Source organism: Mucilaginibacter sp. P2_D11, assembly GCF_056404435.1.
This window is the reverse complement of the sequence record NZ_JBFUEA010000004.1, coordinates 51,747-76,631: the sequence shown is the minus strand read 5'-3', so window position 1 is coordinate 76,631 and position 24,885 is coordinate 51,747. Positions and strand designations below refer to the sequence as shown.

The following is a 24,885-nucleotide window of genomic DNA, read 5'->3' as shown; positions in this document are numbered from 1 at the left end:
CGGCAAAACCGGGGCTCCAATAAATTATCCTGCTCCCCCTTCAGGGGGTTGGGGCTTATTTCTTCAAAAACTTAAAGTTCTTGCCAATGAAACGGGCAGAATCACCCAGTTCTTCTTCTATACGCAATAACTGGTTATATTTCGCGATCCTGTCGCTACGTGATGCCGAACCGGTTTTGATCTGGCCGCAGTTAAGGGCAACAGCTAAATCGGCAATGGTAACGTCTTCAGTTTCTCCCGAACGGTGGCTCATTACCGAAGTATAACCGTTAGTTTGCGCCAAAGTAACCGCATTGATGGTTTCGGTTAAGCTACCAATCTGGTTTACTTTTACCAATATAGAGTTACCTGTATCGCTATCTATACCTTGTTGTAAACGTTTTACGTTGGTTACAAAAAGGTCATCACCTACTAATTGTACTTTGCTGCCCAATTTTTCGGTCAATAATTTCCAGCCGGCCCAATCATCTTCAGCCATACCATCTTCAATAGAAATGATAGGATATTTACCTGCTAATTCGGCAAGATATTCCACCTGCTCTTCGCTGGTGCGGATAGAACCTTTTTCGCCTTCGAATTTAGTATAATCGTATTTGCCGTCTTTGTAAAACTCAGATGCAGCGCAATCGAACGCGATGTAGATATCTTCACCTGGTTTGTAACCGGCTTTCTCGATAGCCTGCAGGATGGTTTCAACGCCATCTTCGGTACCTTCAAAGGTTGGTGCAAAACCGCCTTCATCGCCCACGGCGGTAGAAAGGCCGCGATCGTGCAGAATTTTTTTCAGGTTGTGGAATACTTCGGTACCCCAGCGCAAGGCTTCAGAGAAAGAAGAAGCGCCAACCGGCATGATCATGAATTCCTGGAAAGCGATAGGCGCATCAGAGTGCGAGCCACCGTTTACAATGTTCATCATCGGGATAGGCAAAGTGTTGGCGTTTACGCCGCCAATGTAGCGGTATAAAGGCTGGCGGCTTTCCTGCGCGGCAGCTTTAGCCACAGCTAATGAAACGCCAAGGATGGCGTTTGCGCCCAAATTACCTTTGTTCTCGCTGCCATCAAGATCAATCATGATCTTATCGATCAGGTTCTGCTCAAAAACATCGATGCCTTTCAATTCGGCAGCAATTTTATCGTTTACGTTGGCAACGGCTTTCAATACGCCTTTGCCCATATATACTTTTTTGTCGTCGTCGCGAAGCTCAACAGCCTCATGCACGCCGGTAGAAGCACCTGATGGTACTGCAGCACGGCCTAAAGCGCCATTTTCGGTTAAAACATCTACCTCTATCGTAGGGTTACCGCGCGAATCAAGTATCTGGCGCGCATGAACATCAATTATCAAGCTCATAAATTTATATTATTGTGTTTTTTTGGATTACTATACCATTTTGGTCGGCTAAGTTAAGCGCAAAAACAGCAAATCGCAACGTAAATTTTGCATTTGTAGTGATTATTAGTCAACTGTGGTAGGTATATGCTCCTTTGGCTTAGTATTTTTGCGGTTTATACGATACATAACCGTTATTGCCAGATTGTTTTTTGCCCCTGCCGTTGCTAGGTTGTAATTATACTGATCCAGCCAGCCGGCTTGCACGCTTAAAGATTTATCAAACTGGTAGCCAAACGCCGCCGAAAAACGGTTACGTTCGAAGTGCGGCGCTACATTGTTAAGGAAAATCTCATCGAATACCGATATAAAGAAAGTTTTAGCTTCTATTTTTCTGTGGTTTAACGGCACAACCAGGTTAAGGCGGTAACGGAAACGGTTTCGGTAGATGCCGTTGAGCCAGCGCTGCTCGGCGCGGTAGCGGTGTTCTATTTTTATCCTGTCTAAAAAGGAGTTAATCGTTAGCTGTTCCCACATCCTAAACTCTTTCACCGTTGGCGGCGCATCCAGGTTGTTAAAATCGTAAGTTACGTATCGCCCGATACCTACCAACGCGGTATAATTTTTTGCGATGTCGTAACTCACACCACCCTTTGTTTCGTAGTAAAAAAACTGGTTAAACAGCGTGTTGGCGCGGGCCTGCAGTTCGATATAGCCGCCCCAGCGGTGTGTGCTGTCGCCGGGTAAAACTACGGTGGCAATGCCCCAGGTGCCTGCTTTATTGTTTTGAGCACTTGCAGTGCCGAATAATAGCACTATAATGAGGGTTAATAGTACGGGAGCGGTATTTTTTAACATTTATTTAATATTATTTTAATGCAAATGTATTACCTCAATGTTACGTGGGTGTTAATATCAAGACCGTTAATGTTAACATAATGTTAAGTTTTTCAGAATGGAAAGCTTTCGGTAGGGTTTATTAATATTTAATTTGGGCGTTCCCCTGTGGGTCAGGCTATCCGCTGCAAATCCTCGCCCTTTTCCCGCCCTCGTCTCCTCCACTCGGGCTGTGGGTTTTCCGCTGCTATCCTTAACGCGGGAGCATCCTCCGTAGAGACGCAATATTTTGCGTCTCCCACATGCAAATCGAATCTGCAAATAGACTACCTGTCCTGCGGGAGACGCAAAACATTGCGTCTCTACATTATTGATGGCCTGTTTCGCCCCGCAACCTGTCGCTTATGCACCTCACATAAATCCAACGGCTTGCGGTAGCTTTGATTAAATTAAAACAACCAATCATCATGACACATTCCATTATCCAATACACCGTGAAAGACGGGCGCGCAACCGAAAACGAAGACCTGATTAAAGATGTATTCACGCAATTGCAGGTCGATAAGCCCGATGGCATAGAATATGTGGTGTATAAAACCGGCGACAGCTCTTTTATGCACATGATATCGTTCGACAACGAAGGCGACAATGCAGCATTTACCGAAATGCCGGCTTTTAAAGCATTCAGGGCCGCATTAAAAGAGCGCATAGAAACCCCTCCCGCGCGTACAGACGTAAGCCGGGTAGGGAATTATCAACCAAATAATTGAAACATGGAAACCAAGGAAATTGCACAAAAACTAGCCGACTATTGCCGCAAAGGCGATTGGCAAGGCGCGTACGATGAACTATTTGCCCGGGATGCCGTAAATATCGAACCAATCCCATCGCCATTATCCGGCATAGAAACCAAGGGGCTTGATAAACTAAAGGAGAAAGCCAAAGGTTACGAAGCTATGGTAATAAAATCGTACGGGTACACCGTATCCGAGCCATTGGTTGCCGGCAACGGCATAGCCTTTATCCTTACCATGGATAACGACATGGAAGGCCATGGCCGATCTACCGTGAGCGAACTTTGCGTTTATGAGGTAAAGGACGGCAAGATCGTAAAAGAACAGTTTTACTACGACCATTGATTTATTTGGATGCTTGTTTGAAAGAAAATTTGGCGGTTATTTAAACACAGCGTTCACAGAGGATTGCACAGAGGTCACTGAGTTTTTTAGTCCGGTTAAAACCAAAAAAATCTCCGTAATCTCTGCGTTTTTATCTTTGCGGCCTCTGTGTTTAAATCGCCACCATATGGTACACAAAGCCAATTTTATCCCGGGCGGTTTTTACAGGCTCTTGTTAATCTGCCCTTTAGCTGTCACGTTGTTAATAAGTTAGTAATCCGGCTTGCAACGCCCAAATAAATTAAATAGCTTTATAATTAAATTCAGCCGGTAGCACTATATGAAACGTTTTATCAATCTTATCAAGAACAAATTTTTCCTGATAACCGTAGTATTTGTAGTATGGATGATTTTCTTTGATAACAACGATATCTTTTCGCAATACCAATACCGCCAGCAGCTGAACAAGCTGAAACAAGAGCGCGATTTCTATCAAACCGAAACCACTAAGATCAACAAGGATTTTGCCGAACTCTCTACCGACAAATCCAAACTGGAGAAATTCGGCCGCGAAAAGTACTTCATGAAGAAAGACAACGAAGACGTTTTCGTGATAGAGCATCCCAAGAAGGATTAGTTGATTTGAACATGAGGTGATTTGAAGATTTGAAAAGGGATTTTTAAATCACAAATCGTATAAAGAGAATTGCTCGTCACCAACCTTTGCCTTATGCGCATAAACCTTCCAGCCCGGGTAATCGTAATTTTCATCTCATTTATAATGCTCTTGCTTATTGCTGGCTTCTGCCTTTTATTTTTGCTGACATCAGGGGCATCATATGATATCAACAAGCTTAATCCTCAAAAAATACAATCAATAAAAATCTACGACAAGGGTATTTTGGGTTACGACTCTGTTTTTATAAACGACCCGGAAAAAGTAAAAGCATTATCGAGACTGATGGTTTCTTCGCCAAAAATAAGTTTGAACGACTTTAACATCAAAACGACGCAGGGTAGCTTCGGCGTTGAATTGCAGTTAAAAGATAGCGTTATTTACTGTGAATTACTCAAAATTTCGCCCTCCAAAGGTATTTTGGCTTCGGGCAGTAATTATTATCGCAATGATAGCTTGCTAAATATTGCAATAGAAAACGTTAAGCAAAAATCACCGCGGGATACGCTACGCTAAATTAGCAGCAGCGAATAACAAAGTTACGGCCTTCCACACATTTCAAATTCGACACATTTTCAAATCTTCAAATTACCAATCTTCAAATTGCCTTGTTAAATAATGTTAATCTTTTCATTTATCGCGTATTAGCTGCGTAATTTAGGTGCATAAACCCACACCTATGCTGCACAACTACTTCATCATCGCCTGGCGCAACATCATCAAGCATAAGCTTTTCTCGCTCATCAATATATTCGGGCTATCGGTAGGCATCGCTTTTACCTTGCTCATTGCCAGCTATGTATGGCACGAGGTGAATATCAATTCCGACCTCAAAAACGCCAAAAACCAGTATATCATCCAAAGCAGGTGGAAAGACCCCAACATGGGTTACCCGCTTACGGCACTGGCGCCTATGCCCAAGGCCCTGAAGGACGAATACCCGGGGCTTGTAGCCAATTACTACCATTGGGATGGCGTAAGCTCCAACGTATCTAAAGGCGATATGCACTTCAGAGAAAGCCTGCAGGTGGGCGATAGCACCTTCTTAACCACCTACGGCTTTAAGCTGCTGCATGGCAACCCTGCAACCGCGCTTAACGACCCATTTTCCGTAGTGATTACCGACGACCGGGCCATCAAGTATTTTGGCAAAACCGATGTGGTGGGCGAAACCCTAAGCATCGAAAACTTTAAAGGCGAACGCCACGATTTCGTTATTAAGGGCGTGCTGGATAAACTGAGCAAAAACTCGGTAACCAACGTAATAGAACAAAGCAACAGCACTTTCTTTTTACCAGGTGCCGCTGCAAAATTTATGGGCAGGAGTTTAGACGGCTGGAACAATACCGTAGTCGTTGGCCTGTTAGAACTGCGCCCCGGCGTAAAACCCGAAGCCCTGACCGGGCCGATGCTCAGCCTCATTAAAAAGAATGCGCCGCCGCAGATCAGCGCCAACCTCACCCCCTACCTCGTTCCCTTATCCCAGTATTACCTGGAGGGCAACAACGGGCTGGTAAAAAAGATGCTGTACACACTATCATCTATCGCCTTGTTTATTTTGCTGATGGCGGTAATCAACTTCGTCAACATCTGTATCAGCCGCTCCTCGCAGCGCATGAAAGAGATGGGCATCCGCAAGGTATTGGGCGGCCTAAGGAAACAACTCATCTGGCAGTTCCTCACCGAATCGGTATTAATGGTACTTATCGCCACCTTGGTTGCCCTTGGCATCTACGGCCTGGCCCGGCCCTATTTTGCCTCGCTGCTGGCTACGGATATCGGCGGGCTGGTCTCATTCCCCCTTTATTTTTACCTGCTGCCTATTGCATTGGCATTGGCCATTGGCCTTATCGCCGGCCTGTACCCTGCTTTAGTACTATCGGCATTAAAATCGGTCGATTCGTTAAAAGGCAAGCTCAATCAGGTAAAGGATAACGTCCTATTCCGCAAGGCGCTCATTGCCTTCCAGTTTGCCACAGCAGCGGTGGTGCTGATAGGCGCGATAGTGGTGTCGAAACAAATCAACCTTTTCTTCGGCAAAAGCCTGGGCTACGATAAAGATTATGTGGTGTATGCCCAGCTACCGCGCGACTGGAGCAAACCCGGCGTGCAAAAAATGGAGGGTATTCGTTACCGACTGGCTCAGCTGCCGCAGGTAAGCGCAGTCAGCCTGTCATGGGAAATCCCCGATGGCAACAACGGCGGCAGCATCCAGGCAACAAGGATGGATGCCGACTCTGCATCGGCCTTTTCTTCGCAGGTATTGGCAGCCGATAACCAATATGCAGCAACCTACGGCTTAAAACTAAAGGCCGGCCAGTTCTTTATGCCGCAATACATGCAGGCCGATTCGGCCAAGGTGGTCATCAATGAGATGCAGGCCAGGATGCTGGGCTTTGCCAACCCAAAGGATGCCATCGGTCAGCAGTTCCGGGCATTAGGCAGCCGCGACCCCTTATCCATCTGCGGCGTAGTGGCCGATTTCCAATTCGCTTCTATGCAGGCGAAGATGCAACCGGTAACGTTCTACAACGTTAATCAAACAACGTTTTATCGTTATTTCTCCATCAAATTACGACCGGGCAATATCCAAAGCAGCCTTGAAGCCCTGCAACGCAAATGGGCCGAAGTAATGCCCGGCGCACCGTTCGAATATAACTTTATGGACGATGCCCTCGCCAAAATGTACAAAACCGAACTGCAACTAAAACAAGCCGCCTACCTGGCCACAGGTCTGGCCATCATCATCGTACTGCTGGGCGTGCTGGGGCTCATCTCGCTAAGCGTTCAAAAACGCACCAAAGAGATAGGTATTCGCAAAGTGCTGGGCTCATCCATAAGCCATGTGATGATGCTGTTTATGAAAGATTTTTTAGGCACCGTGCTGATTGCCGGTTTGGTTGCTTGTCCGCTGGCCTGGTATATGATGCAGCGATGGCTGGATAATTATGCCACCCGCATCAGCCTTGGCCCTGCGCCTTTTGTATTGGCTGTGCTGGCATTGACTGCTGTTACTGCGGTGCTCATCAGCCTGCAAACCCTGAAAGCAGCTTTGGCTAACCCGGTGAAGAGTTTGAGGAGCGAATAGCGGCTGTAGAAAGAATCAAGAATTACGAGGCAAGAACCAAGAGACAAGAGACAAGAATTAAGAGGCAAGAATCAAGAGACAAGAATCAAGAGACAAGAATCAAGAGACAAGAATCAAGAGACAAGAATCAAGAGACAAGAGACAAGAATCAAGAATCAAGAAAAAGACCAAAGGTCTGCTACCGCGAGATTAGCATAGCGTATCTCGTGGTTGGCATGGGGCAAGCTTCCAGCTTGCGTCAGCTGAAAGCTGACACCATGCCCGCCACGAGTTGGAAACTCGCGGCAGCAGGAGACAAGCGTCTACGATTGTTGCGGCGTTTGGTACTACAATTACATTTGCTAATTTGGCCATCATTTAAAACAACACGCATCTGGAAGCAGTACGATATATCCTTAAAACAACAGTGGCGTACATGTTGCTGTGCGTGGCAACTTTTTTGATGCTGCGGGGAATAGTGGAATATTTTCCCATGCGTGATGATATCGGCTTCCTGCAATTTAAACAGGAGTACCTGCACATCCTCCCTTGGAAAATAGCTTTCTACACGCACGTATTCTCGGTAATATTTGCCTTGCTGGCGGGCTTTACGCAATTCAACAGCGATATACTGCGCGATCATAAACCTATCCATCGGCTTATGGGTCGTATTTATGCTTACGATATTTTATTGGTCAATTTCCCGGCAGCCATGATCATGGCCATCTACGCCAACGGCCTGCTACCGACAAAAACTGCCTTCGTGATACTGGATTGCCTTTGGTTTTGGTTCACTTATAAAGCCGTTTTGGAAGTTAAAGCAGGGAACGTAAAGTCGCATAAAGAATATATGATACGGAGCTATGCGCTCACGCTATCCGCAGTTACGCTAAGGCTTTGGAAAATTATCATCTCCAGCTTGGTCCGCATAGATCCGCTACCCCTTTATATGATAGATGCCTGGATGGGCTTTGTGCCGAATTTGCTATTTGCCGAATGGTTGATACGGAGGAAACGCGTCAAAAAATTATCGCCGGAATTGAACATTGTAAAACAACAGGGCAGACATGGCAACAAATATTAATACAAAGCTGAAAATAAATGTAAGGACACTGATTAGCCTAACGTGCCTGTTACCCGCCATCTCCAACTTTTTCCGCGCAACTTTCGACACGAAATAGGCGGCAACGCCTGCAATTATTGGAAATGTAAAAATCCAGATAAAAAGAATACCCATGTGAGGCCTTGGTTTATAAAACTAAGGTATAAAATAACACATTGTAAATCAACGTCAATTTCCGCTATCCGCTACCGCCGGTATCTGACGGCATTTAAAGTTTATGGATTGGTTTGCGTTTTATCCTGGGTAACGTTTTCCATCATCATCTTCTAAAACTGATCCGTAGAAGTATAATAGTGCCAATAGCAAATACTATAATAAAATAAGTCAGTATAAAGGTTAGTGCGCCCCATAATCTCGCCCGTTTATTGCCCGATCTTTCGAGCCTGCGCTCCACGGCCCGCGATATAAAGTAGATTATCAATGCCAATAAGCTCAATATCGAGATGTAAATTGCTAATATCTGTAAGTCGGATCTCATGGCTATTGGTAAGGTTTTGATATGGTGAAATATACGATAAATTGTAGACATTTTATTAGCCGCGCTCCTACCATTTCCGCTACCGCGAGATTAGCGCAGCGTATCTCGTGGTTAGCATGGAGCAAGCTTCCAGCTTGCGTCAGCTGAAAGCTGACATCATGCCCGCCACGAGTTAGAAACTCGCGGCAGCGGGAGCCCTAAAATCACCACATCGTCATTGCGAGGCACGAAGCAATCTCCCGATAAGCAGAGCGATTTGCATGGTGGACTGTCCTGCGTAGAGATTGCTTCGTTCCTCAGCAATGACGTTGGGGGCAAAATAATTACGACCAGCGTGGACGTTTGTCGCGGCGGTCAGGTTATTTACGTTTTCGATTTGGCCATAAAAGCTGAAATTATGCCCCCGCCAATTAGGCCAATGGGTAAAATAATGATGCCAGGGAAGATCAAATAACCTATAACAGCCAAAGCAAAGCCAGCACCTACGCGGATCAACGCTGTATTTAACTTTATATTTGACGAAGCGGCCTCCCGGTTACTTTCATCTACTGTTTGCTGAATGTACAGGTTTCTTACTACCTGTGCTATCAAATCTTCGGGGATGCCCATTTTATCCAGCCTTGCGCGTATCACCTCGGCATCGTGCCCGGCTTTTTGTAGCTTCTGCCCTTCCAGGTAAGCCCTTCGTTTTAAATCTTCGTTCATTATTGTGGTAAGTTTCGTTCATTAAATAGCTACCACGAGCGCAGCATATCTCGTGGTTGGCATGGGGCAAGCGTCCGGCTTGCGTCAGCTGGAAGCTGACACCATGTCCGCCTCGAGTTGGAAACTCGTTGCAGCGGGAGCCCTAAAATCACCACATCGTCATTGCGAGGCACGAAGCAATCTCCCGATAAGCAGAGCGATTTGCATAGTGGATTGTCCTGCGTAGAGATTGCCTCGTTCCTCGATGACGCGGGGGACAAGCGTCGACGCTGTCTCTGCGTTCAGGAGTTATCTTATTTCTTGATTCTTATTTCTTGATTCTTATTTCTTGATTCTTATTTCTTGATTCTTGTCTCTTGATTCTAGCTTCTTTCTACAGCCCCGAATTACTCCTAAACAATTTTATCGCTATGGCCAGCAGTATCACCCCGAAGGTTTTACGCAGGATGTGCAGGCCGGTTTTGCCGAAGAGCTTTTCCAGCCATTGCACGTTTTTAAGGACAAGATACACAAACATGGTATTCAATATGATGCCTACGATGATATTCTGGGTTTGATATTGCGATTTAAGGGATAGCAGCGTGGTCATGGTGCCCGCCCCGGCTATCAGCGGGAAAGCAAGGGGGACGATGGATACTGACTCAGGCACTTCTTCCTTGAAAAAATCCACGCCTAAAACCATTTCCAGCGCAATGATGAATATCACGATGGAGCCTGCTATGGCGAAGGAGGCGATATCCAGCCCGATGATGGCCAGCAGCTCATCGCCTACGAATAAAAACGCGATCATCAGCACCAGCACCGCTACGCTTGCCTTTTCTGATTGTATATGCCCTGCGCGCTGGCGAAGCTGTATGATTACAGGTATAGCCCCTAGGATATCGATAATGGCGAAGAGGATCATCGTAACCGATAATATCTCTTTGAAAATGAAGTGTGGCATTGGCGCAGGGTTTTATTCTCTCGATTTTAAGCGAATACTCAGCAAAAGTGCGATTAAAATATATAAAGACGATAAAAAGAAAACACTATGTACCGAAATAGCCGTAACCAGCCCGGCGGTTACCGGCCCCAGCGTTTGCCCTATAGAAGCATACGATTGGTTAACGCCCATCACCTCCCCTTTACCGGTGTCTTGATTATGGTCGGCAATGATGGCGTTGAGCATGGGGTTACGCAGGCCGTTGAATAAGCCGTAAAGAGCTATAGCCGCCGAGAACAGCACTATGCTGGTGGCAATGCCCGTAAGTATCATCATACCCAAACATACCAGTGTGGAGAGTAAAAGTATCATCGCCTGCGAGGGTATGGCCTTTTTGATGAGCGGCACCGCCAACTGCATCAATATGCCCGTTACGCCGAAGCCCGCATACATCAGGCCGATTTGGGTTGGGTTGATCTTCAGCACATCTACCGTAAAGGTTTGGAAACCGATAATCATGGTGAACTGCGCCATGGTCAACAAAAAGCCTACGAATATTGCCGTGCCGATAACGGGTTTCTGCACAACCGTTACCAGCGATGTAAAGGTAAATTTGTGAGCCTTATCCGCTCCGCTCTTTTTTATATCGTTGGTTTCTTTTAACAGGAACACTGTGAGCAGTGCGCCCACCATGGCAATAGCTGCCGCAAAAAAGAATGGCACCCCCTCGCCCAGCTTGCTCAGCAAACCGCCTATAGCCGGACCAATAACAAAACCGAACCCAAAAGCCGAACCCAGTATCCCGAAGTTTTTGGCGCGCTCTTTTGGCGATGAGATATCAGATACCATAGCCTGGGCCACGGAGATGTTGCCGCCGGTGATGCCGTCCAATATCCGCGCAGCGAAAAGCATCCAGATGCTACCGGCCAAACCAAACATGATGAACGAAGCGCAAGTGCCTACCAGGCTGATGGCCAGCAAAGGCTTGCGGCCAAACCTGTCTGACAGGGAACCCAGCACAGGCGTGGCAAAAAACTGCGCTACAGAAAATGCCGCGGTGAGCAGGCCTATAGTCTGCTCGGTAACTCCGAACTTTTTGCCATAAGAATACAGCAACGGCACGATGATGCCGAACCCCATGGAGTTGATTACCGAAATAAAAACAAGCACCCAAAGGGTTTTGTTAGTTTTCATCAGCTACAAAAGGGATGAAAACAAAAAAGGTTCTGTTTGCACAGAACCTTTTTTGTTTATGTTTTATATAGCTATTAAAGCTTGTCAGAGTTGCCTTCGGCTTTTGCCAGATTGGCCCTCACCAACGAATGTTTTTTACTGTACACGAAGTAAATAATGAGGCCTAATACCATCCATACGGCTAAACGTATCCAGGTATCGCCTGGTAAGGAAACCATCATCGCAATACAGATCAAGATACCGGCTATAGGTACAAAAGGCACCCATGGCGTGCGGAACGGGCGTGGGGTGGTAGGGTCGCTTTTACGCATCACCATTACGCCAACGCAAACCAGTACGAAAGCGAACAGGGTACCGATAGATACCATTTCGCCTACTATCTTCACCGGTACGAATGCAGCGAATAAGCTCACGAACACCGCGAAGAACAAGTTGGCCACATACGGCGTTTGGAACTTAGGGTGTACTTTAGAGAATATAGGAGGCATCAACCTGTCTTTAGACATGGTAAAGAATATGCGCGACTGGCCCATAAGCATCACCAGGATAACCGATGTATAACCTGCGAGGATAGCGATGATAACCGCTTTTTCTAACCAGGCATAATTCATAGCGTGGATAGCTACGGCAACAGGTGCTGCACTGCCTTTAAAATCGGTATATTTAACTACACCCGTCATTACGTGAGAGAACAGTACATATAACACGGTACAAACCAGCAATGAACCGATGATACCGATAGGCATACCCTTTTTAGGGTCTTTAGCTTCCTGCGCTGCAGTAGATACGGCATCGAAACCGATGAAGGCAAAGAATACCACGCCGGCACCCCTTAACACACCCGATACGCCAAACTCGCCGAACGTGCCGGTATTAGCAGGCATGTATGGTATATGATTCTCTGGTTTTATGAGTGGCCATCCTACGGCGATGAACACCAATACTACGGCAACTTTCAAGATAACAAGCGTGTTGTTTACGAATGCCGATTCTTTATTACCCCTTATCAGCAACAGCGAAAGGCAAACGATGATAAAAACGGCAGGCAGATTGCAAAGTCCGTTAACAACTGTGCCATCGGCCAGCGTTGCTGTTTCCCATGGCGACATGGTCCACTGCGGCGGTATCTGCAGCCCGTAAAGGTGTAGGAATTTAATGAGGTATTGCGACCAACTGATGGATACCGTTGCAGCACCAAGTGCGTATTCCAGCACAAGATCCCAACCGATGATCCAGGCCACAAACTCACCCATAGTAGCGTAAGAGTAAGTATAAGCCGAACCGGCGATGGGTATCATACTGGCAAACTCTGCATAGCATAAGCCTGCGAAAGCACAACCGATAGCGCCAATAATAAATGAAATAGTAACGGCAGGGCCTGCATTATTCGCGGCGGCCAGGCCGGTCAAAGAAAACAAACCGGCTCCTATAATGGCACCTATTCCCATAGTTACCAGGTTAAAACTGCCTAAGGTCCGCTTTAAGGTTCCCTGGCCGCTTTCCGCAGCTTCCTTCAATAGTAAATCAAGAGGTTTTTTAAATCGCATAAAGATCAGTTAAAGTTGTTCAAACGTACTTAAATTTTTTGAAAAGTTAAAGCGCAGAATGTAACAACTATATGTTTGTGATAAACCGAATATAAAATTGAGGGATAGGCATAGTTAGTGGGCAGTTGGCGGTGAGTAGTTAGCAGTTTCCAGTCGCTTAAAAACCGCAAGTGGCGACGCTAATGCCAACTCCCTCTATGCCCACCCGGCCATCCATCCGAAACCGTAGACTTGCTTTCCCTGGCCTTTAAATGCATCGGCAGGTCGATGCCAAAACGCTCTTATAAAAAACCAGGCGAAACAAGCGACTATCAAAGGAAAACACCGAAAATCCTCCGATTTTCTCAGATTTCCTCCGGTGTTTTGCGGCCAAATTGCTATTTGCCCACCTCAATTATATGGAATGTTCCGGGTACCATCTTTGGCCTTGGGTTGGCGTTGGTAGCGGTTGGGGCAACCGCTTCCAGCTTTGCAGTGGGCAAAAACAGGTGATGGGTAAGTAAATCTATGCCGATGGTACGTGCCCCTTTTTCGGTTATGATGTTCTCCACGAACACGAATTTATTAGCACTGATTTCTTTGATTACCGATATAGTTCCCTCATTATTAGAGGTGTATGCCAGTTTCAATTCCGGATCGAAGGCCACGCCGTCGCAATCGCCGATGTGGAATTTAGCCAAATTTTTACCGTTGATGGCATCCATTACCACCAAAGTTTGGTTGCCACCACACCCCACGAACAGGCGATTGGTTGCCCTGTCTATAGCGAGGCCGCTTGGCTCGTCGCCATCCGCAATCTCATAGCGGGCGATAATTTTGTAAGTGGCTGTATTTATGGCAATTACCTCGTTGGTGGTTTCAGAATTCACGAATATTTTGCCCTTGCCGTCAGATACGCCGGTTTCGGGTTTGCCGCCTAATGGTATAGTAGCCACCACTTTATCGGTAGCCGGGTCTATCACCGAGGCGTCGCTGCTGCGTCCGTTGAAGACATATACTTTCTTCGAAAAATCGTCATAGAAAATAGCATCAGGGTTGGTGCCGACCGGGATGGTGGCAATTAAAGCATTGGTTTTCAAGTCGAAAGCCGAGCAGGTATTATCGCGCCCGTTGCTGGTGTAGCCTTTACCCAAGGCAGGCACCAGAGCAATGCCATGTACGCCGTTGGTATTGGGTATCACGCCGATAGAATCGCCGGTGGCGGTGCTCAGGATATTCACCTGTGTGCCGTGCGATACGTATATTTTCTTGTTAGCAGCATCTACGGTTACATAATCCCAGCCGCCGGGGCTGTTGATACTGTGGCTTTTAAGGATATGCAGGCCTGTTTTATTTTGTGCCGAAGCAGTAAAGGAGGCCAGCGTGATTAGAGCAATGGCAATCCCCTGTTTGTTGATAATCTTCATGATGGGCTCTTAATTTCCAGCCATATTACGGATATATTCTGTAGGAATATTGGATGATAAGTTGACGTTCATACAGAAAATCAAAGCCTTACACCAATTGCTTTTCGAGTTTCTCTGCAAGCAGCTGTTTTGGCGCGGCACCTATCTGTTTATCCACAATCTCGCCGTTTTTGAAAAATAGCAGTGCCGGGATATTGCATATGCCGTAACGTTTGGCTGCCTCGGGGTTGGTGTCTACATCTATCTTGCCTACGATGGCCTTGCCTGCATATTCGCGGTAAATAGCCTCAACCACAGGGCCTACCATATTGCTGGAGCCACACCAATCGGCCCAAAAATCAACCAATACGGGTTTATCGGCACCCAGTACCAGCTCGTTAAAGTTTGCATCGGTGATGGTAAGCGACATTGTTTACGTGTTAAGTGTTTGTATCGCAGGCTGCATCTGTTGCCTCGCCGCAGCCAGCTTACGGCGGCGAATAAAGTATCCTATTATCAACGCTATCAACATATTACCTATTTTACTAAGCCTGCAAATTTCTGGTAGAAAGCGGTTGGGCTATTCTCGTTTTTGGGCTGATACTTGCCTGCAATAATGGGGATATAGATAACCCTGCGGCGGCTTTGCTCGCCAATAACGGTCGACTGCGCTACCCGGTGCCACAGGCGGCCGTCGTGAATGGTAAGGTCGCCGGCGGCGGGCGCTATGGCAATTTCGGCTGCATCGACATCATTATCAAGGAAGTATCTTTTTTTGAACAGCATGCTATAGATGCCCTGCTTATGCGTGCCAGGCAATATGCGCAGGCCGCCGTTATCGGGGTGCAGGTTATCCAGGTGGATGCCTACATTAAGCATCGGGTTAAGTTTGCCGCCCAGGAAAATATCGCGCAGGCCATCGGTATGCCAGCCCATTTTGGTAAAGCCGCTCTCGGGGCCGTTTACGTAGTGGTTAAACACCATGCCATCCTTTTCCTCAGTACCCAGCCTGGCACCGGGGCCTATGATATCCAGCAATATATCGAACCGCGGGTCATGCGCAAACTCGCCCAGCAGGCTGTGGTGCTGGTTGATAAAAGCAAAGCGCTGCACTATCTTTCTGCCATCAAGGTCTTTACCGTATTTTATGGGCACGCCGTTTACTTTTTCGATGTTGTTGCCAATCCAGTTTTGCTGCACCTCTTCCGATGCGCGCAGGATATCGGCCACGGTTTCGGGTTTGATGAAATTACGGAAATGGATAAACCCGTGCTCGTTAAAAAAGGTTTTTTGTTCCTGGGTAATCTGGCTACCCAGCGTAAATTTTTGGTATATGACCGACATGGAAATGAAATGTAAGGTTGACAAAAATGCTATGTGCTTAAAAAGCACCTAACCTGCAGGACTAAAAGGGGCTGACGGAAAATCAACAACAACAGCAACACATTGCCGCTGTTGGCAATGGCATTCGCATTGGGCATGCGATGATATTTTGGCTGTTGATGGTCATTTATTTATATTCTATAAAATCTATGTATTTTGTAGACATTACAAATGTAAGGACTTAAACCAATCCTGCAACCATTATTTAAAATATTTTTTACTTTTTATATAAGCTTGCGATTATGCGCTCTACCACGCCCTTGTTTACATGCCTTGCGGCGATGGCCGAAACCCTGTTGAGGAAACCCGGCACCACTTCGGCTTTTTTATCGAACATGGCTTTCAGCCCCACGCGGGCAACTTCCACGGGCGACATGTTGAATTTCTCGGCAATTTCCTGCAACGCATCCATGCCTGCGCGTTTGGCAAAACCTGTATCAGTTGGGCCGGGGCACAGGCAGGTAACGCTTACATTGCCGCACTGCTGCTCGTATCGCAAAGCCCGGCTAAAGCTCAAAACAAACGCCTTGCTTGCCGAATACACCGCCAGCGAGGGCACAGCCTGGTACGCCGCCGTACTGGATACATTAAGCATATAGGCCGCGCTCTGCTGTTTTAACAGCGGCAGCATGCAATAGGTAAGCTCTACCAGGGCATTGATATTAAGTTTAAGCATATTCATTTGAGCAGCTAAATCAAGTCCATCAAAATTGCCCCATAGCCCGTAGCCTGCATTGTTTATGAGCATGCTTACGGATACGCCCAAAGTTTTGCACCAATCGGCAACCGCTATAGAAGCACCGTCTGCGGAAAGGTCGGCATTGAGGCAGTGGGCCTTTACCTGATAATCTGCTTCAACTGTTTGGGCAAGCGCCTCCAAATCGCCTATGGAACGGGCAACCAATAGCAAATTATACCCGCGTTGGGCCAGTTGCACAGCCAATTCTTTACCTATCCCCCGGCCTGCCCCGGTAATTAATGCGTACTCATCCATTGTTATACCTTGTTTGTTGCCGACGTCAAAATAACAAAAATGGATTGGCAAGGTTGCAGGGGGTGTGGCATATTGTTTTGGGAGGCTATTGTTTGCCGGAAGGCGCCGCGACCAATAAATTTTTTTCAAATAAAATTTGCATGCGATCAGGTAATCTTCCTACATTTGAATTATCTATTAAATCTATAGACATTATATACAATGATTTCTCAATTACTCGCAGCTCACAAAATGTACCGCTTCCCCAAAGGCGTTCAGTATTGTTGTTGCTGTTAAGTCCTCTTCGATATAGCGGCCCACGAATGGCCCGAACATCCAGAATAAATCACATAAACCTTATTATAGATGCTGATACAGAGCATCATCAAAATTCCAGTCGACATGAGCAAATATACCGACCTCAAAAACCTGATAGCCGCCATTGAGCCCGATGCAGAGAAGTTTTACGTAAAAGGCAACCACGCAGCGGGCACCCGTTTGCGCACGAGTTTACAACGGGTAAAGGCATTGGCCCAGGAGATAAGGCTGGAAGTACAGGAATTAAAAACCCAAACCGAAAAACAATAATACGCCATGGCATCAACCTACTACACTCAGCATAGCTTCGATTTTTTAGAGATTATTAACGAACTTGAGCTTTCCTACAAAAAATACCAACCGCTGAAACCATTGAAAACCGGCCAGAGCCTACCCGGCTTCACCCTAAAAAAAGAATTCAATAACTGGCGGCAGTTCTTCAACGGCTCGCAGGTGCAGGGACCTATTGTGCTGCGCCAACTGCTGAATAAACCACTGGTTATCAGCTTCTACTCTACCCATTGGGGCGAGAGTGGCACAACCCGCCTAAAACAATTGAACGCCATACAGCACGAGATAAGGGCCGCGGGTGCCAACCTGCTCATTATTACGCCCGACGAAGAAAGCAAAGCTTTTGAAAATTTGATATGGGATAACAGCCTCTCACTGAGTTTTTATTATGACGAGGATAACGCCATAGCCCAAAAGCTAAAGCTGTTTTCAGAGGCGTCACCAGTATGGAACACCTACTCGGGCATAGACGTGAACGTACCTTTGCTGGCTACCTATGTGCTGGACACCAACAACCAGATTTTATACGATGATATTGATTATGAGTTGAACGGCATAATCTCCGCTTCGCAAATTTTAGATTCGCTTCATGCCTCCTCGCTTTATCAAACTACCCGCAAATCGGCATAAAATATAGCAAACCGCAACCACCTTGGTGGTGACACAATTTTGACACCATACTGAAATTTACAAACAACTGATTAAGAGCACATTGAAAGTGTTCACGGTGTTCACACTGCGCACCGTGAACACCTAATGAACACTTCTGGCGGTTTAATTACTCCACTGTAAAACCACAAAAGGGTGTTATAATGCTTTGCTTTCTTAATAAACCGACTTCGGCCTTGCCGATGCTGCTACCCCAAACACCGCCGATGGCTTGCTGCCCATGGTGATGGTGAGGTTGCCGCCCTTAGCTATCTCGCTATGCAGCAGGTAGGCATTGGCGTAGGGCTTTCCGTTAAGCGTGATGTTCTGGATGTATTTATTTGCGCCGGTATTATTTTTAATGCTGATGTGGAAGATTTTGCCACCTGCCAGCTTCAGTACCGCATCATTAATTACCGGACTGCCGAAAACATATGCCCCATTTGCCGGGTTCACCGGGTAAAAACCCATAGCCGATAAAACGTACCAGGCCGACATTTGCCCCACATCTTCATTGCCAATGATGCCATCCTTTTTATTGGTGTAAAAGCTATCCAATATAAACCGCACCTTTTCGGCAGTTTTGTATTGCCGCCCCGCGTACGCATACATATAAGTGATATGATGGCTCGGCTCGTTACCGTGCGCGTATTGGCCTATAAGGCCGGTGATATCGTTAGAGGCTTCGTTACCCATATCGCCTTTTGCTATAAATAGTGAATCGAGCTTTTTCACGAAAGCATCCCTCCCACCTAACAACTGCATCAGCCCCTCCACATCCTGCGGCACCAGCCAGGTGTATTGCCAGGCGTTACCCTCGGTAAAATCATCCTTCATATGTCGCGATACAAAGGGACTGAACGGGCTGCGCCATTCGTTTGCCCCAAGCCTGCCGCGCATAAAGTGGGTTTCGCTATTATAATAGTTAATGTAGTTGCGGCCACGTTGGCTAAAGTACGCGTAGTCGTCCATCTTGCCCAATTTTTTGGCCATTTGGGCAATGCACCAATCATCAATAGCGTATTCCATCCCGGTAGCTACAGTTTCGGTCATGGTATCTGCGGGGATGTAGCCAAGTTCTTTCACGAATTTAAGGCCGCGGCGGTCGCCCATTGCGGTTACTTTTACGGCTTCGTAAGCCAGGTTGCGGTCGAAGCCGTTGTAACCTTTCAGAAAGGCATCGGCAATTACGGGGATGGCGCTGTTGCCCACCATACAGTCCGTTTCGCTGCCCATCAGGGGCCAAACGGGCAACCTGCCTTGCTGCTGATATATGGCCAGCATCGAGCTTATCTGGTCGTTCACGCGCTGGGGCTGGGTAATGGTCATCAGCGGGTTTTCGGCCCGGTAGGTATCCCATAAACTCATGGTGGTAACGTTGGTGAAACCCGGCTTGTGGTGCACCTTTTTATCGGTGCCTAAATAATCGCCATTGTAGTCGTTATAAACCGAAGGCGCTATCATGGTATGATAAAACGCGGTATAAAAGGTGCGCATACGTGCAGGGCTGGCCTTAACAGCTATTTTGCCCAATTCATTATTCCATAAGGCATTGGCATCGTTCTTCACTTTATCAAAATCCCAGTTGCAGGCTTCTGCATTGATATTGGCCAGGGCATTATCCATACTCACGGGCGAAATGCCTACTTTGATTTTCACTTTTTCCCCGGCAAGGGTAGCAAAACTGAGTACGCCTTTTACCTTGCGCCCCTTCAATTCGGCACCACCGGCTTTGGCAAGGCTATCATACACCGCGAAATTGCTGACGCGTTTAGAGAAAATAGCGGCGAAGTAAATACGGTCGTCTACCGACCAGCCCGAGGAATGGCGATAACCAATAACCGTGGTATCGTTCACCTGTTTGATAAAGGTTTCTACAGGATGATCCCAGCCGATGCCTTTTTGCAGGTCGATAACGATATGCGCATTATCCGATTTTGGGAAGGTGTATTCGTGCATGCCTACCCTTGTGGTGGCGGTGAGGCGCACGTCGATATTGTAGCGCTTTAATTTGACAGAATAGAAGCCCGGCCTGGCAATTTCTTCTTTATGACTAAACAGCGAATAGTAACCGCTGTTATAGCCACTCAAATCGCCGCTTAGTACTTTTACATCGCCGGTAGTGGGCATGAATTGGATATCGCCCAAATCGCCAATGCCGGTACCGCTAAGGTGCGTGTGCGCGAAACCTGCGATGGTACTGTCTGAATAATTATAGCCCGAGCACCAATCCCAGTCGACCGCCTTGATGTTTACCGGCCCCAATTGCACGGCACCAAAAGGCACATTGGCACCAACGAACACGTGGCCGTGCAATGCCGAACCGATAAAGGGGTCTACAAAACTGGTGTAATTGGTGGTTTTAGCCGTCTTCTTTTTCGTTTGTGCCGAAAGATTAAGGCTTAAGCTGCATAAGGCTAATAAAGAAAGGAAATATATCGGGTACTTTTTCATGATTTATTTTACTTTGATACCCAATTCAGCTACCGCAAGGCCGTTGCCTTTGGTGACGTGCAGTACCGAAAATTTAAAATACCGGGCCTTTACAGGCTGCGCCAGCGTAACTACCTGTTCTATCGGGTTCGATTGGATATTGGAGAATTCGCCTTTGGCAACCGGATCCCATATTTGCCCGTTGGTGCTGGTGTAGAGCGCGTAGCGGTCCACAATGCCGGGCGTTTGCTTATCCTGCCGGGGCAGGTAGGTAAAGGCGGTAATGGTTTGTTCCTTGCCCAGGTCTATTGTTATTTCCTGCGGATATTGCGTTTTGGCAAGGGTATCTTTCGGCAGGGTGTTCCAGTTGGTATTGATATCTTCGTCGATAGCTAATTCCGGCTTGCCATCGGCCGGCGGCCATACTTTGACAACTTTCCAGCCCACCTTAGATAGGCCAAATTCTTTTGTACTTGCCTCCCCTCCTTTGCCTGCATCAAAGCCAATAGCTTTTACGATGCCGCCATCCGCCAGCAGGAAAGGTTTTTGAAAGCCCGGCGATGCAAGCGTTGGGGCAGAGCCATCTACTGTGTAATGTATGCTGCCAACCGGCGCATCGGTTGCGATGCTTACCATACCCGCCTTATCACGCGAGATGGTAGGCGCGCTTAGGTGCGCGGGTTCTTTAAACAGACCAAAATCGCTTAAGGCAACGCAGGCGGCGGCGTTGGTTATGCGTAGCCGAACCTTGCTTGTAGTAACATTCTGGGGCAGGCGAATAAGCCTGTTGGCGCCGATACTGGTAGCCGTAGCAATTTCCTTCCAGGCACCATTGATAAAGGCATCTACGGCTACCGAGTTTATGCGCTGGCCCAGCTTGATGTTCTCGCGCAGGCGTATTACATTGAAGGTTTTGGCCGAATGCATATCGGCAACCATCTGCGGGGTGGTAATATTATCATTTGTTGCCCAATAGCTATAGCGGTCGGCATCCGTCAAAAACGCCGGACCGAACTTTTGCTTGTTGCCGCCACGAACATTGCTTGCTGTAAAGGCCGCGCCCTTAAGCAGGTTTACGGCAAAGGTTTGTTGTAGCAATTCGCCAAATGTTTTGAGCGAGGCTACGTCCCGGTCATCAAGCAGGCCTTGTTGGTTTGGCGAGAGGCCAAGGTCAAGGTCGGCGCCGCGGCCTACGCTTTTGTAATATAGGTCCAATAATTGATAAGGCGTTTTCACCTGTTCGTTTTGCGATGCATGGTAAAACCATCCCGGTCGCAGGGGCACATCGCATTCGGCGGGCATCCAACTACCCTGCCGCGTACCTTCGGTTGCTTCCCAATACTTGCTATACCCGTTTGATGGCTTTTTGCCGGCATCTGACGCCTGCGGCGAGTAAGTTGCCCAACTGGTGATACCTGCTTCGCCTTCCTCGTTGCCTACCCAGCGCACATCGGCACCGATATCGCCGAATATGGTGGCGTTAGGTTGCCATTTGCGTATCATGGCCCAGGTGTTGTCCCAATCGTAATAAGTGGTGCGGTCTATCTTGCGTTCTTCGCGTTTGCCGCCGTAATAGCCGTCACCGCCATTAGCACCATCGTGCCAGGAAATAAACAGCGGGCCGTAATTGGTATAAAGTTCTTTTAGCTGTGCGCGGTAAATTTCCAGGTATTGGGGCGTGCCGTAATAGGAGTTGTTCCTGTCCCATGGCGAGCAGTAAAGGCCCAGTTGCATGCCCAGTTTCTGGCAGGCCAACTGGTACTCGCGTACCATATCGCCCTGTCCGTTCTTCCAGGTGGCTTTGGTGATGTTATGCTCGGTAGTTTTGGTTGGCCATATGCAAAGCCCATCGTGGTGCTTGGCAACAATTACCACGCCCTTAAAACCGCCGGCTTTAGCCGCGCCCACGATCTGCATCGCGTCGAATTTGGTTGGGTTCACTATCGCAGGGTCCTCATCGCCGAAACCCCACTCCTTGTTGGTGTAAGTATCTACCCCAAAATGGATGATGCAATACATCCCCATTTCGTGCCAGTTCAGCTGTGCTTTACTGGGCAGTGCCCCGTAAGGTTTCGGCGGGGCCTGTGCGAACGCGACGGCCGTCCCGCTTATCAAAAAACCCAAAAGCAATAATTTCTTTAGCATGATGCTTAATTTTTCAACCAGTCTGCCGGTATATCTTTCGGTTCCGAGCCATTCAGGCTATATTTCAACTTCAGGGAGTATCCGCCGCCGCCCTCGATAAAATCAAGCGCGATAGGCTGAAGTCCTTTCTTTAGGGCAACCTGCCCATTCTTTTCTATCGCGGCGTGGAGGCCGTCGTTGTCCACCACATCGCGGCCGGCAATTTTCAGCGTGCCGCCGTCATCACAAGTTAAATAAAAGCTGTAGATGCCGTCCGCCGGGATATCCAAATAACCCCGGTATTTTATGGCGAAGCTTGGTGCTTCGGCTTCTTTTGGCACGATGATGCTTTGTACGGTAAACGTTGTATCGGGCTTGGTATTGGGGATAAGCGTGGTGTTTTTATACAGCTGCCTGTATTCGCTGCAAAGCAATCCTTTGGCGGGGTTAGCTATGCTTGTCGGTTCGGCCAGCGTTTGCTTTTGGTACTGCAAATCGTAAACATCGCCCATCGATCCATCAGTTTTAAAGGCTGCCAGGCGTATGTGCTGCGAGGTTTTGATTACCAATGGCTGGGTCAACGCGGGCGATAACATATCAGGCAATGTGCCATCGATGGTATAGTGCACGGTTAATCCTCGCAATGGTATTTGGACATCCAGTTTGGTTTCATCCGTAAAAACATTCGAGGATAAAAACCCGCCCAAATCCGGTAAACGATAGTGTACTTTCAATGCATCCAAACGCGGGTATTGCTCTAATAGACGCTGCTGATACGATGGATAATCCTGCTTGTGCGTCCACAGCACTTCGGCAAGGGCCGTCATGCGGGGCATAATCATGTAGTCGGCGCGGTTTTCTGTGGGCACGTACTCCGTCCACAAGTTAGCCTGCGCACCAATGATATTCCGGGCTTCATCAGCCGTCAGCCCGTTCGGGATGATCTGGAAGTTATAAACGTTGGGAATAGAATTCTTATCGGGCGGCGTGTCGAAGTACAGCGGGTTGCCCGGCGTCATGATCACTTTGTTGCCCAGCTTTGCCGCCTCAATAGGTGCTTTAGGCACCCAGCTACGCCAGTACATAATTACGGCGGTATTTGTTACGCCTCCCTCCAGCACCTCGTCCCAACCGATCAGCTTGCGGCCTTTAGAGTTGAAGAATTTCTCCATATTGTTGATGAAGTAGCTTTGCAGTTCGGCAGTGTTTTTCAAGCCCTCCCTTTGCATTAGGGCCTTGCAATCTTCAGATGTTGCCCAGGTAGAACGGTCCACCTCGTCGCCGCCGATGTGCATGTATTTAGATGGGAAGATATCCATTATCTCGCTATACACATCCTGCGCAAAGGTAAAAGTTGATGGCAGGCAGGGACAAATAGGTTTGGTGAACAACTCGCCGAAAGAGCTCTTTTTGCCATCGCTGCTCAGGTACGGGTATTCATTTATGGCAGCCATCATGTGGCCGGGCATATCAATCTCGGGGATGATATCTATTTTACGGGCAGCAGCATAGGCAACCAATTCCTTCAGTTGCGCCTGGGTATAAAAACCGCCGTACAGGGTTTTGCCATCTTTATGGATGATGTGCGTTTTATCTATCTCGAAATCGGGATTATCAACCGCTTTTTTCATGCAGGCGCTATCCTGGTTATTGAAGGTGCGCCATGCGCCGTTTTGGGTAAGCTTGGGGTATTTCTTTATCTCCACGCGCCAGCCCTGATCATCAGTTAAATGCAGGTGCAACTTATTAAACTTGTAAAGCGCCAGCATATCTACATACTTATGCAGGTAGCCAATCGAGAAAAAATGCCTCGATACATCCAGGTGCATGCCGCGGTAAGCATATACCGGTGCATCGTTTATAGCTACACCAGGCAAATTGATGTGGTCGGCGGGTATCATATCCATGGGTATTTCCACCGCTGCAGGCATCAATTGCCTTAAGGTCTGCACGCCCATAAACATTCCTTTAGCCGTTTTGGCGCCTATTACAATACCTGTGGGGCTAATGTTTAACTTATATCCTTCCTCGGCGACAACACTCGCATCATATTTCAGGCTGATATTTTTACCTGCTAATGCCGTACTTATGACCAATTTCCGCCCCATGCAATTGCCGATAAGCTGGTTTAAAAACGCAGCTTCGTTTTTAAACATTGCCTGTGCAACGATTTTTGTATTGGGCGTAATCCTGAAACCTCCGCTTACCGGTACCAATTCGGTAGGATACGGAATAATGGGGTAACGCGCATCGGTTTGCTGCGCGGTAGCCGTAAGGGTGGCTGTTGCTGTGATGATAACAGCCAAAGCCACTGCTTTATATAATCTCATTTA

The 24,885-nt window shown here is 47.5% G+C and carries 21 protein-coding genes; 8 read left to right on the top strand and 13 right to left on the bottom strand.

The genetic code is table 11. The annotated features are described in order from the left end of the window. Window positions 1-55: 55 nt before the first annotated feature. The gene (eno, locus tag AC1DXC_RS06965) at window positions 56-1,351 is read right to left on the bottom strand and encodes a phosphopyruvate hydratase (protein WP_477458419.1); all 1,296 of its coding nucleotides are present in this window, start codon (window positions 1,349-1,351) and stop codon (window positions 56-58) included. Between the two features lie 105 nt (window positions 1,352-1,456). Further along, a complete protein-coding gene (locus AC1DXC_RS06960; protein ID WP_477458418.1) occupies window positions 1,457-2,188 on the bottom strand; it encodes a DUF2490 domain-containing protein in 732 nt (243 codons plus the stop codon). 446 nt (window positions 2,189-2,634) lie between these two features. On the opposite strand from AC1DXC_RS06960, the gene AC1DXC_RS06955 reads away from it, so the two are divergent. The 6 genes from AC1DXC_RS06955 to AC1DXC_RS06930 all read left to right on the top strand — a co-directional run bounded on the left by AC1DXC_RS06955 (window position 2,635) and on the right by AC1DXC_RS06930 (window position 8,112). Then, window positions 2,635-2,937: a hypothetical protein gene (locus tag AC1DXC_RS06955; protein ID WP_477458417.1), complete on the top strand. Its 303-nt coding sequence runs from the start codon at window positions 2,635-2,637 to the stop codon at window positions 2,935-2,937. 3 nt (window positions 2,938-2,940) lie between these two features. Further along, the gene (locus AC1DXC_RS06950) at window positions 2,941-3,306 is read left to right on the top strand and encodes a SnoaL-like domain-containing protein (RefSeq protein WP_477458416.1); all 366 of its coding nucleotides are present in this window, start codon (window positions 2,941-2,943) and stop codon (window positions 3,304-3,306) included. A 319-nt stretch (window positions 3,307-3,625) separates the two neighbouring features. Next, window positions 3,626-3,922 carry an FtsB family cell division protein gene (locus tag AC1DXC_RS06945; RefSeq protein WP_477458415.1) on the top strand — a complete coding sequence of 99 codons (297 nt, stop codon included), beginning with the start codon at window positions 3,626-3,628 and terminating at the stop codon, window positions 3,920-3,922. A gap of 93 nt (window positions 3,923-4,015) precedes the next feature. After that, window positions 4,016-4,477 carry a hypothetical protein gene (locus tag AC1DXC_RS06940; RefSeq protein WP_477458414.1) on the top strand — a complete coding sequence of 154 codons (462 nt, stop codon included), beginning with the start codon at window positions 4,016-4,018 and terminating at the stop codon, window positions 4,475-4,477. Between the two features lie 163 nt (window positions 4,478-4,640). Next, a complete protein-coding gene (locus AC1DXC_RS06935) occupies window positions 4,641-7,049 on the top strand; it encodes an ABC transporter permease (protein ID WP_477458413.1) in 2,409 nt (802 codons plus the stop codon). Window positions 7,050-7,464: 415 nt separating this feature from the next. Next, complete coding sequence (locus AC1DXC_RS06930; protein WP_477458721.1) at window positions 7,465-8,112, top strand: DUF2306 domain-containing protein; 648 nt, start codon at window positions 7,465-7,467, stop codon at window positions 8,110-8,112. 880 nt (window positions 8,113-8,992) lie between these two features. On the opposite strand, the gene AC1DXC_RS06925 is transcribed toward AC1DXC_RS06930, so the two are convergent. From AC1DXC_RS06925 to AC1DXC_RS06890, 8 genes are all read right to left on the bottom strand, one after another. Next, on the bottom strand, window positions 8,993-9,334 hold the full coding sequence (locus AC1DXC_RS06925; RefSeq protein ID WP_477458412.1) for a hypothetical protein: 342 nt from the start codon (window positions 9,332-9,334) through the stop codon (window positions 8,993-8,995). A gap of 373 nt (window positions 9,335-9,707) precedes the next feature. Beyond that, the gene (locus AC1DXC_RS06920; RefSeq protein WP_477458411.1) at window positions 9,708-10,277 is read right to left on the bottom strand and encodes a MarC family protein; all 570 of its coding nucleotides are present in this window, start codon (window positions 10,275-10,277) and stop codon (window positions 9,708-9,710) included. Window positions 10,278-10,289: 12 nt separating this feature from the next. After that, complete coding sequence (locus AC1DXC_RS06915; RefSeq protein WP_477458410.1) at window positions 10,290-11,450, bottom strand: MFS transporter; 1,161 nt, start codon at window positions 11,448-11,450, stop codon at window positions 10,290-10,292. A 74-nt stretch (window positions 11,451-11,524) separates the two neighbouring features. Further along, window positions 11,525-12,997 carry an amino acid permease gene (locus tag AC1DXC_RS06910; protein ID WP_477458409.1) on the bottom strand — a complete coding sequence of 491 codons (1,473 nt, stop codon included), beginning with the start codon at window positions 12,995-12,997 and terminating at the stop codon, window positions 11,525-11,527. Between the two features lie 377 nt (window positions 12,998-13,374). Then, a complete protein-coding gene (locus AC1DXC_RS06905) occupies window positions 13,375-14,403 on the bottom strand; it encodes a YncE family protein (RefSeq protein ID WP_477458408.1) in 1,029 nt (342 codons plus the stop codon). An 88-nt stretch (window positions 14,404-14,491) separates the two neighbouring features. Continuing rightward, on the bottom strand, window positions 14,492-14,812 hold the full coding sequence (gene trxA, locus AC1DXC_RS06900; RefSeq protein WP_477458407.1) for a thioredoxin: 321 nt from the start codon (window positions 14,810-14,812) through the stop codon (window positions 14,492-14,494). Between the two features lie 107 nt (window positions 14,813-14,919). Next, window positions 14,920-15,726, bottom strand: a complete 807-nt coding sequence (locus AC1DXC_RS06895; RefSeq protein WP_477458406.1) for a phytanoyl-CoA dioxygenase family protein — start codon at window positions 15,724-15,726, stop codon at window positions 14,920-14,922. Window positions 15,727-15,982: 256 nt separating this feature from the next. Beyond that, window positions 15,983-16,759, bottom strand: a complete 777-nt coding sequence (locus AC1DXC_RS06890) for an SDR family NAD(P)-dependent oxidoreductase (RefSeq protein ID WP_477458405.1) — start codon at window positions 16,757-16,759, stop codon at window positions 15,983-15,985. A gap of 345 nt (window positions 16,760-17,104) precedes the next feature. On the opposite strand from AC1DXC_RS06890, the gene AC1DXC_RS06885 reads away from it, so the two are divergent. Together AC1DXC_RS06885 and AC1DXC_RS06880 are read left to right on the top strand one after the other, a co-directional pair. After that, window positions 17,105-17,326 (top strand): histone H1, encoded by a 222-nt coding sequence (locus AC1DXC_RS06885; protein WP_477458404.1) that lies wholly within the window; start codon window positions 17,105-17,107, stop codon window positions 17,324-17,326. 6 nt (window positions 17,327-17,332) lie between these two features. Continuing rightward, complete coding sequence (locus tag AC1DXC_RS06880) at window positions 17,333-17,977, top strand: redoxin domain-containing protein (protein ID WP_477458403.1); 645 nt, start codon at window positions 17,333-17,335, stop codon at window positions 17,975-17,977. 195 nt (window positions 17,978-18,172) lie between these two features. Here AC1DXC_RS06880 and AC1DXC_RS06875 read toward each other — a convergent pair whose 3' ends face one another. The 3 genes from AC1DXC_RS06875 to AC1DXC_RS06865 are packed head-to-tail and all read right to left on the bottom strand — an operon-like array spanning window position 18,173 to window position 24,882. After that, entirely contained in the window at window positions 18,173-20,449 is a 2,277-nt protein-coding gene (locus AC1DXC_RS06875) for a GH92 family glycosyl hydrolase (protein WP_477458402.1), read from the bottom strand. Window positions 20,450-20,452: 3 nt separating this feature from the next. Beyond that, on the bottom strand, window positions 20,453-22,573 hold the full coding sequence (locus tag AC1DXC_RS06870) for an alpha-L-fucosidase (protein ID WP_477458401.1): 2,121 nt from the start codon (window positions 22,571-22,573) through the stop codon (window positions 20,453-20,455). A 5-nt stretch (window positions 22,574-22,578) separates the two neighbouring features. Then, window positions 22,579-24,882, bottom strand: a complete 2,304-nt coding sequence (locus tag AC1DXC_RS06865) for a family 20 glycosylhydrolase (protein WP_477458400.1) — start codon at window positions 24,880-24,882, stop codon at window positions 22,579-22,581. Window positions 24,883-24,885 lie beyond the last annotated feature (3 nt).

Excerpts from the sequence above, each read along its gene's own strand:
- eno (WP_477458419.1), bottom strand. The coding sequence starts at position 1,351 with ATGAGCTTGATAATTGATGTTCATGCGCGCCAGATACTTGATTCGCGC.
- AC1DXC_RS06960 (WP_477458418.1), bottom strand. The coding sequence starts at position 2,188 with ATGTTAAAAAATACCGCTCCCGTACTATTAACCCTCATTATAGTGCTA.
- AC1DXC_RS06955 (WP_477458417.1), top strand. The coding sequence starts at position 2,635 with ATGACACATTCCATTATCCAATACACCGTGAAAGACGGGCGCGCAACC.
- AC1DXC_RS06950 (WP_477458416.1), top strand. The coding sequence starts at position 2,941 with ATGGAAACCAAGGAAATTGCACAAAAACTAGCCGACTATTGCCGCAAA.
- AC1DXC_RS06945 (WP_477458415.1), top strand. The coding sequence starts at position 3,626 with ATGAAACGTTTTATCAATCTTATCAAGAACAAATTTTTCCTGATAACC.
- AC1DXC_RS06940 (WP_477458414.1), top strand. The coding sequence starts at position 4,016 with ATGCGCATAAACCTTCCAGCCCGGGTAATCGTAATTTTCATCTCATTT.
- AC1DXC_RS06935 (WP_477458413.1), top strand. The coding sequence starts at position 4,641 with ATGCTGCACAACTACTTCATCATCGCCTGGCGCAACATCATCAAGCAT.
- AC1DXC_RS06930 (WP_477458721.1), top strand. The coding sequence starts at position 7,465 with ATGTTGCTGTGCGTGGCAACTTTTTTGATGCTGCGGGGAATAGTGGAA.
- AC1DXC_RS06925 (WP_477458412.1), bottom strand. The coding sequence starts at position 9,334 with ATGAACGAAGATTTAAAACGAAGGGCTTACCTGGAAGGGCAGAAGCTA.
- AC1DXC_RS06920 (WP_477458411.1), bottom strand. The coding sequence starts at position 10,277 with ATGCCACACTTCATTTTCAAAGAGATATTATCGGTTACGATGATCCTC.
- AC1DXC_RS06915 (WP_477458410.1), bottom strand. The coding sequence starts at position 11,450 with ATGAAAACTAACAAAACCCTTTGGGTGCTTGTTTTTATTTCGGTAATC.
- AC1DXC_RS06910 (WP_477458409.1), bottom strand. The coding sequence starts at position 12,997 with ATGCGATTTAAAAAACCTCTTGATTTACTATTGAAGGAAGCTGCGGAA.
- AC1DXC_RS06905 (WP_477458408.1), bottom strand. The coding sequence starts at position 14,403 with ATGAAGATTATCAACAAACAGGGGATTGCCATTGCTCTAATCACGCTG.
- trxA (WP_477458407.1), bottom strand. The coding sequence starts at position 14,812 with ATGTCGCTTACCATCACCGATGCAAACTTTAACGAGCTGGTACTGGGT.
- AC1DXC_RS06895 (WP_477458406.1), bottom strand. The coding sequence starts at position 15,726 with ATGTCGGTCATATACCAAAAATTTACGCTGGGTAGCCAGATTACCCAG.
- AC1DXC_RS06890 (WP_477458405.1), bottom strand. The coding sequence starts at position 16,759 with ATGGATGAGTACGCATTAATTACCGGGGCAGGCCGGGGGATAGGTAAA.
- AC1DXC_RS06885 (WP_477458404.1), top strand. The coding sequence starts at position 17,105 with ATGCTGATACAGAGCATCATCAAAATTCCAGTCGACATGAGCAAATAT.
- AC1DXC_RS06880 (WP_477458403.1), top strand. The coding sequence starts at position 17,333 with ATGGCATCAACCTACTACACTCAGCATAGCTTCGATTTTTTAGAGATT.
- AC1DXC_RS06875 (WP_477458402.1), bottom strand. The coding sequence starts at position 20,449 with ATGAAAAAGTACCCGATATATTTCCTTTCTTTATTAGCCTTATGCAGC.
- AC1DXC_RS06870 (WP_477458401.1), bottom strand. The coding sequence starts at position 22,573 with ATGCTAAAGAAATTATTGCTTTTGGGTTTTTTGATAAGCGGGACGGCC.
- AC1DXC_RS06865 (WP_477458400.1), bottom strand. The coding sequence starts at position 24,882 with ATGAGATTATATAAAGCAGTGGCTTTGGCTGTTATCATCACAGCAACA.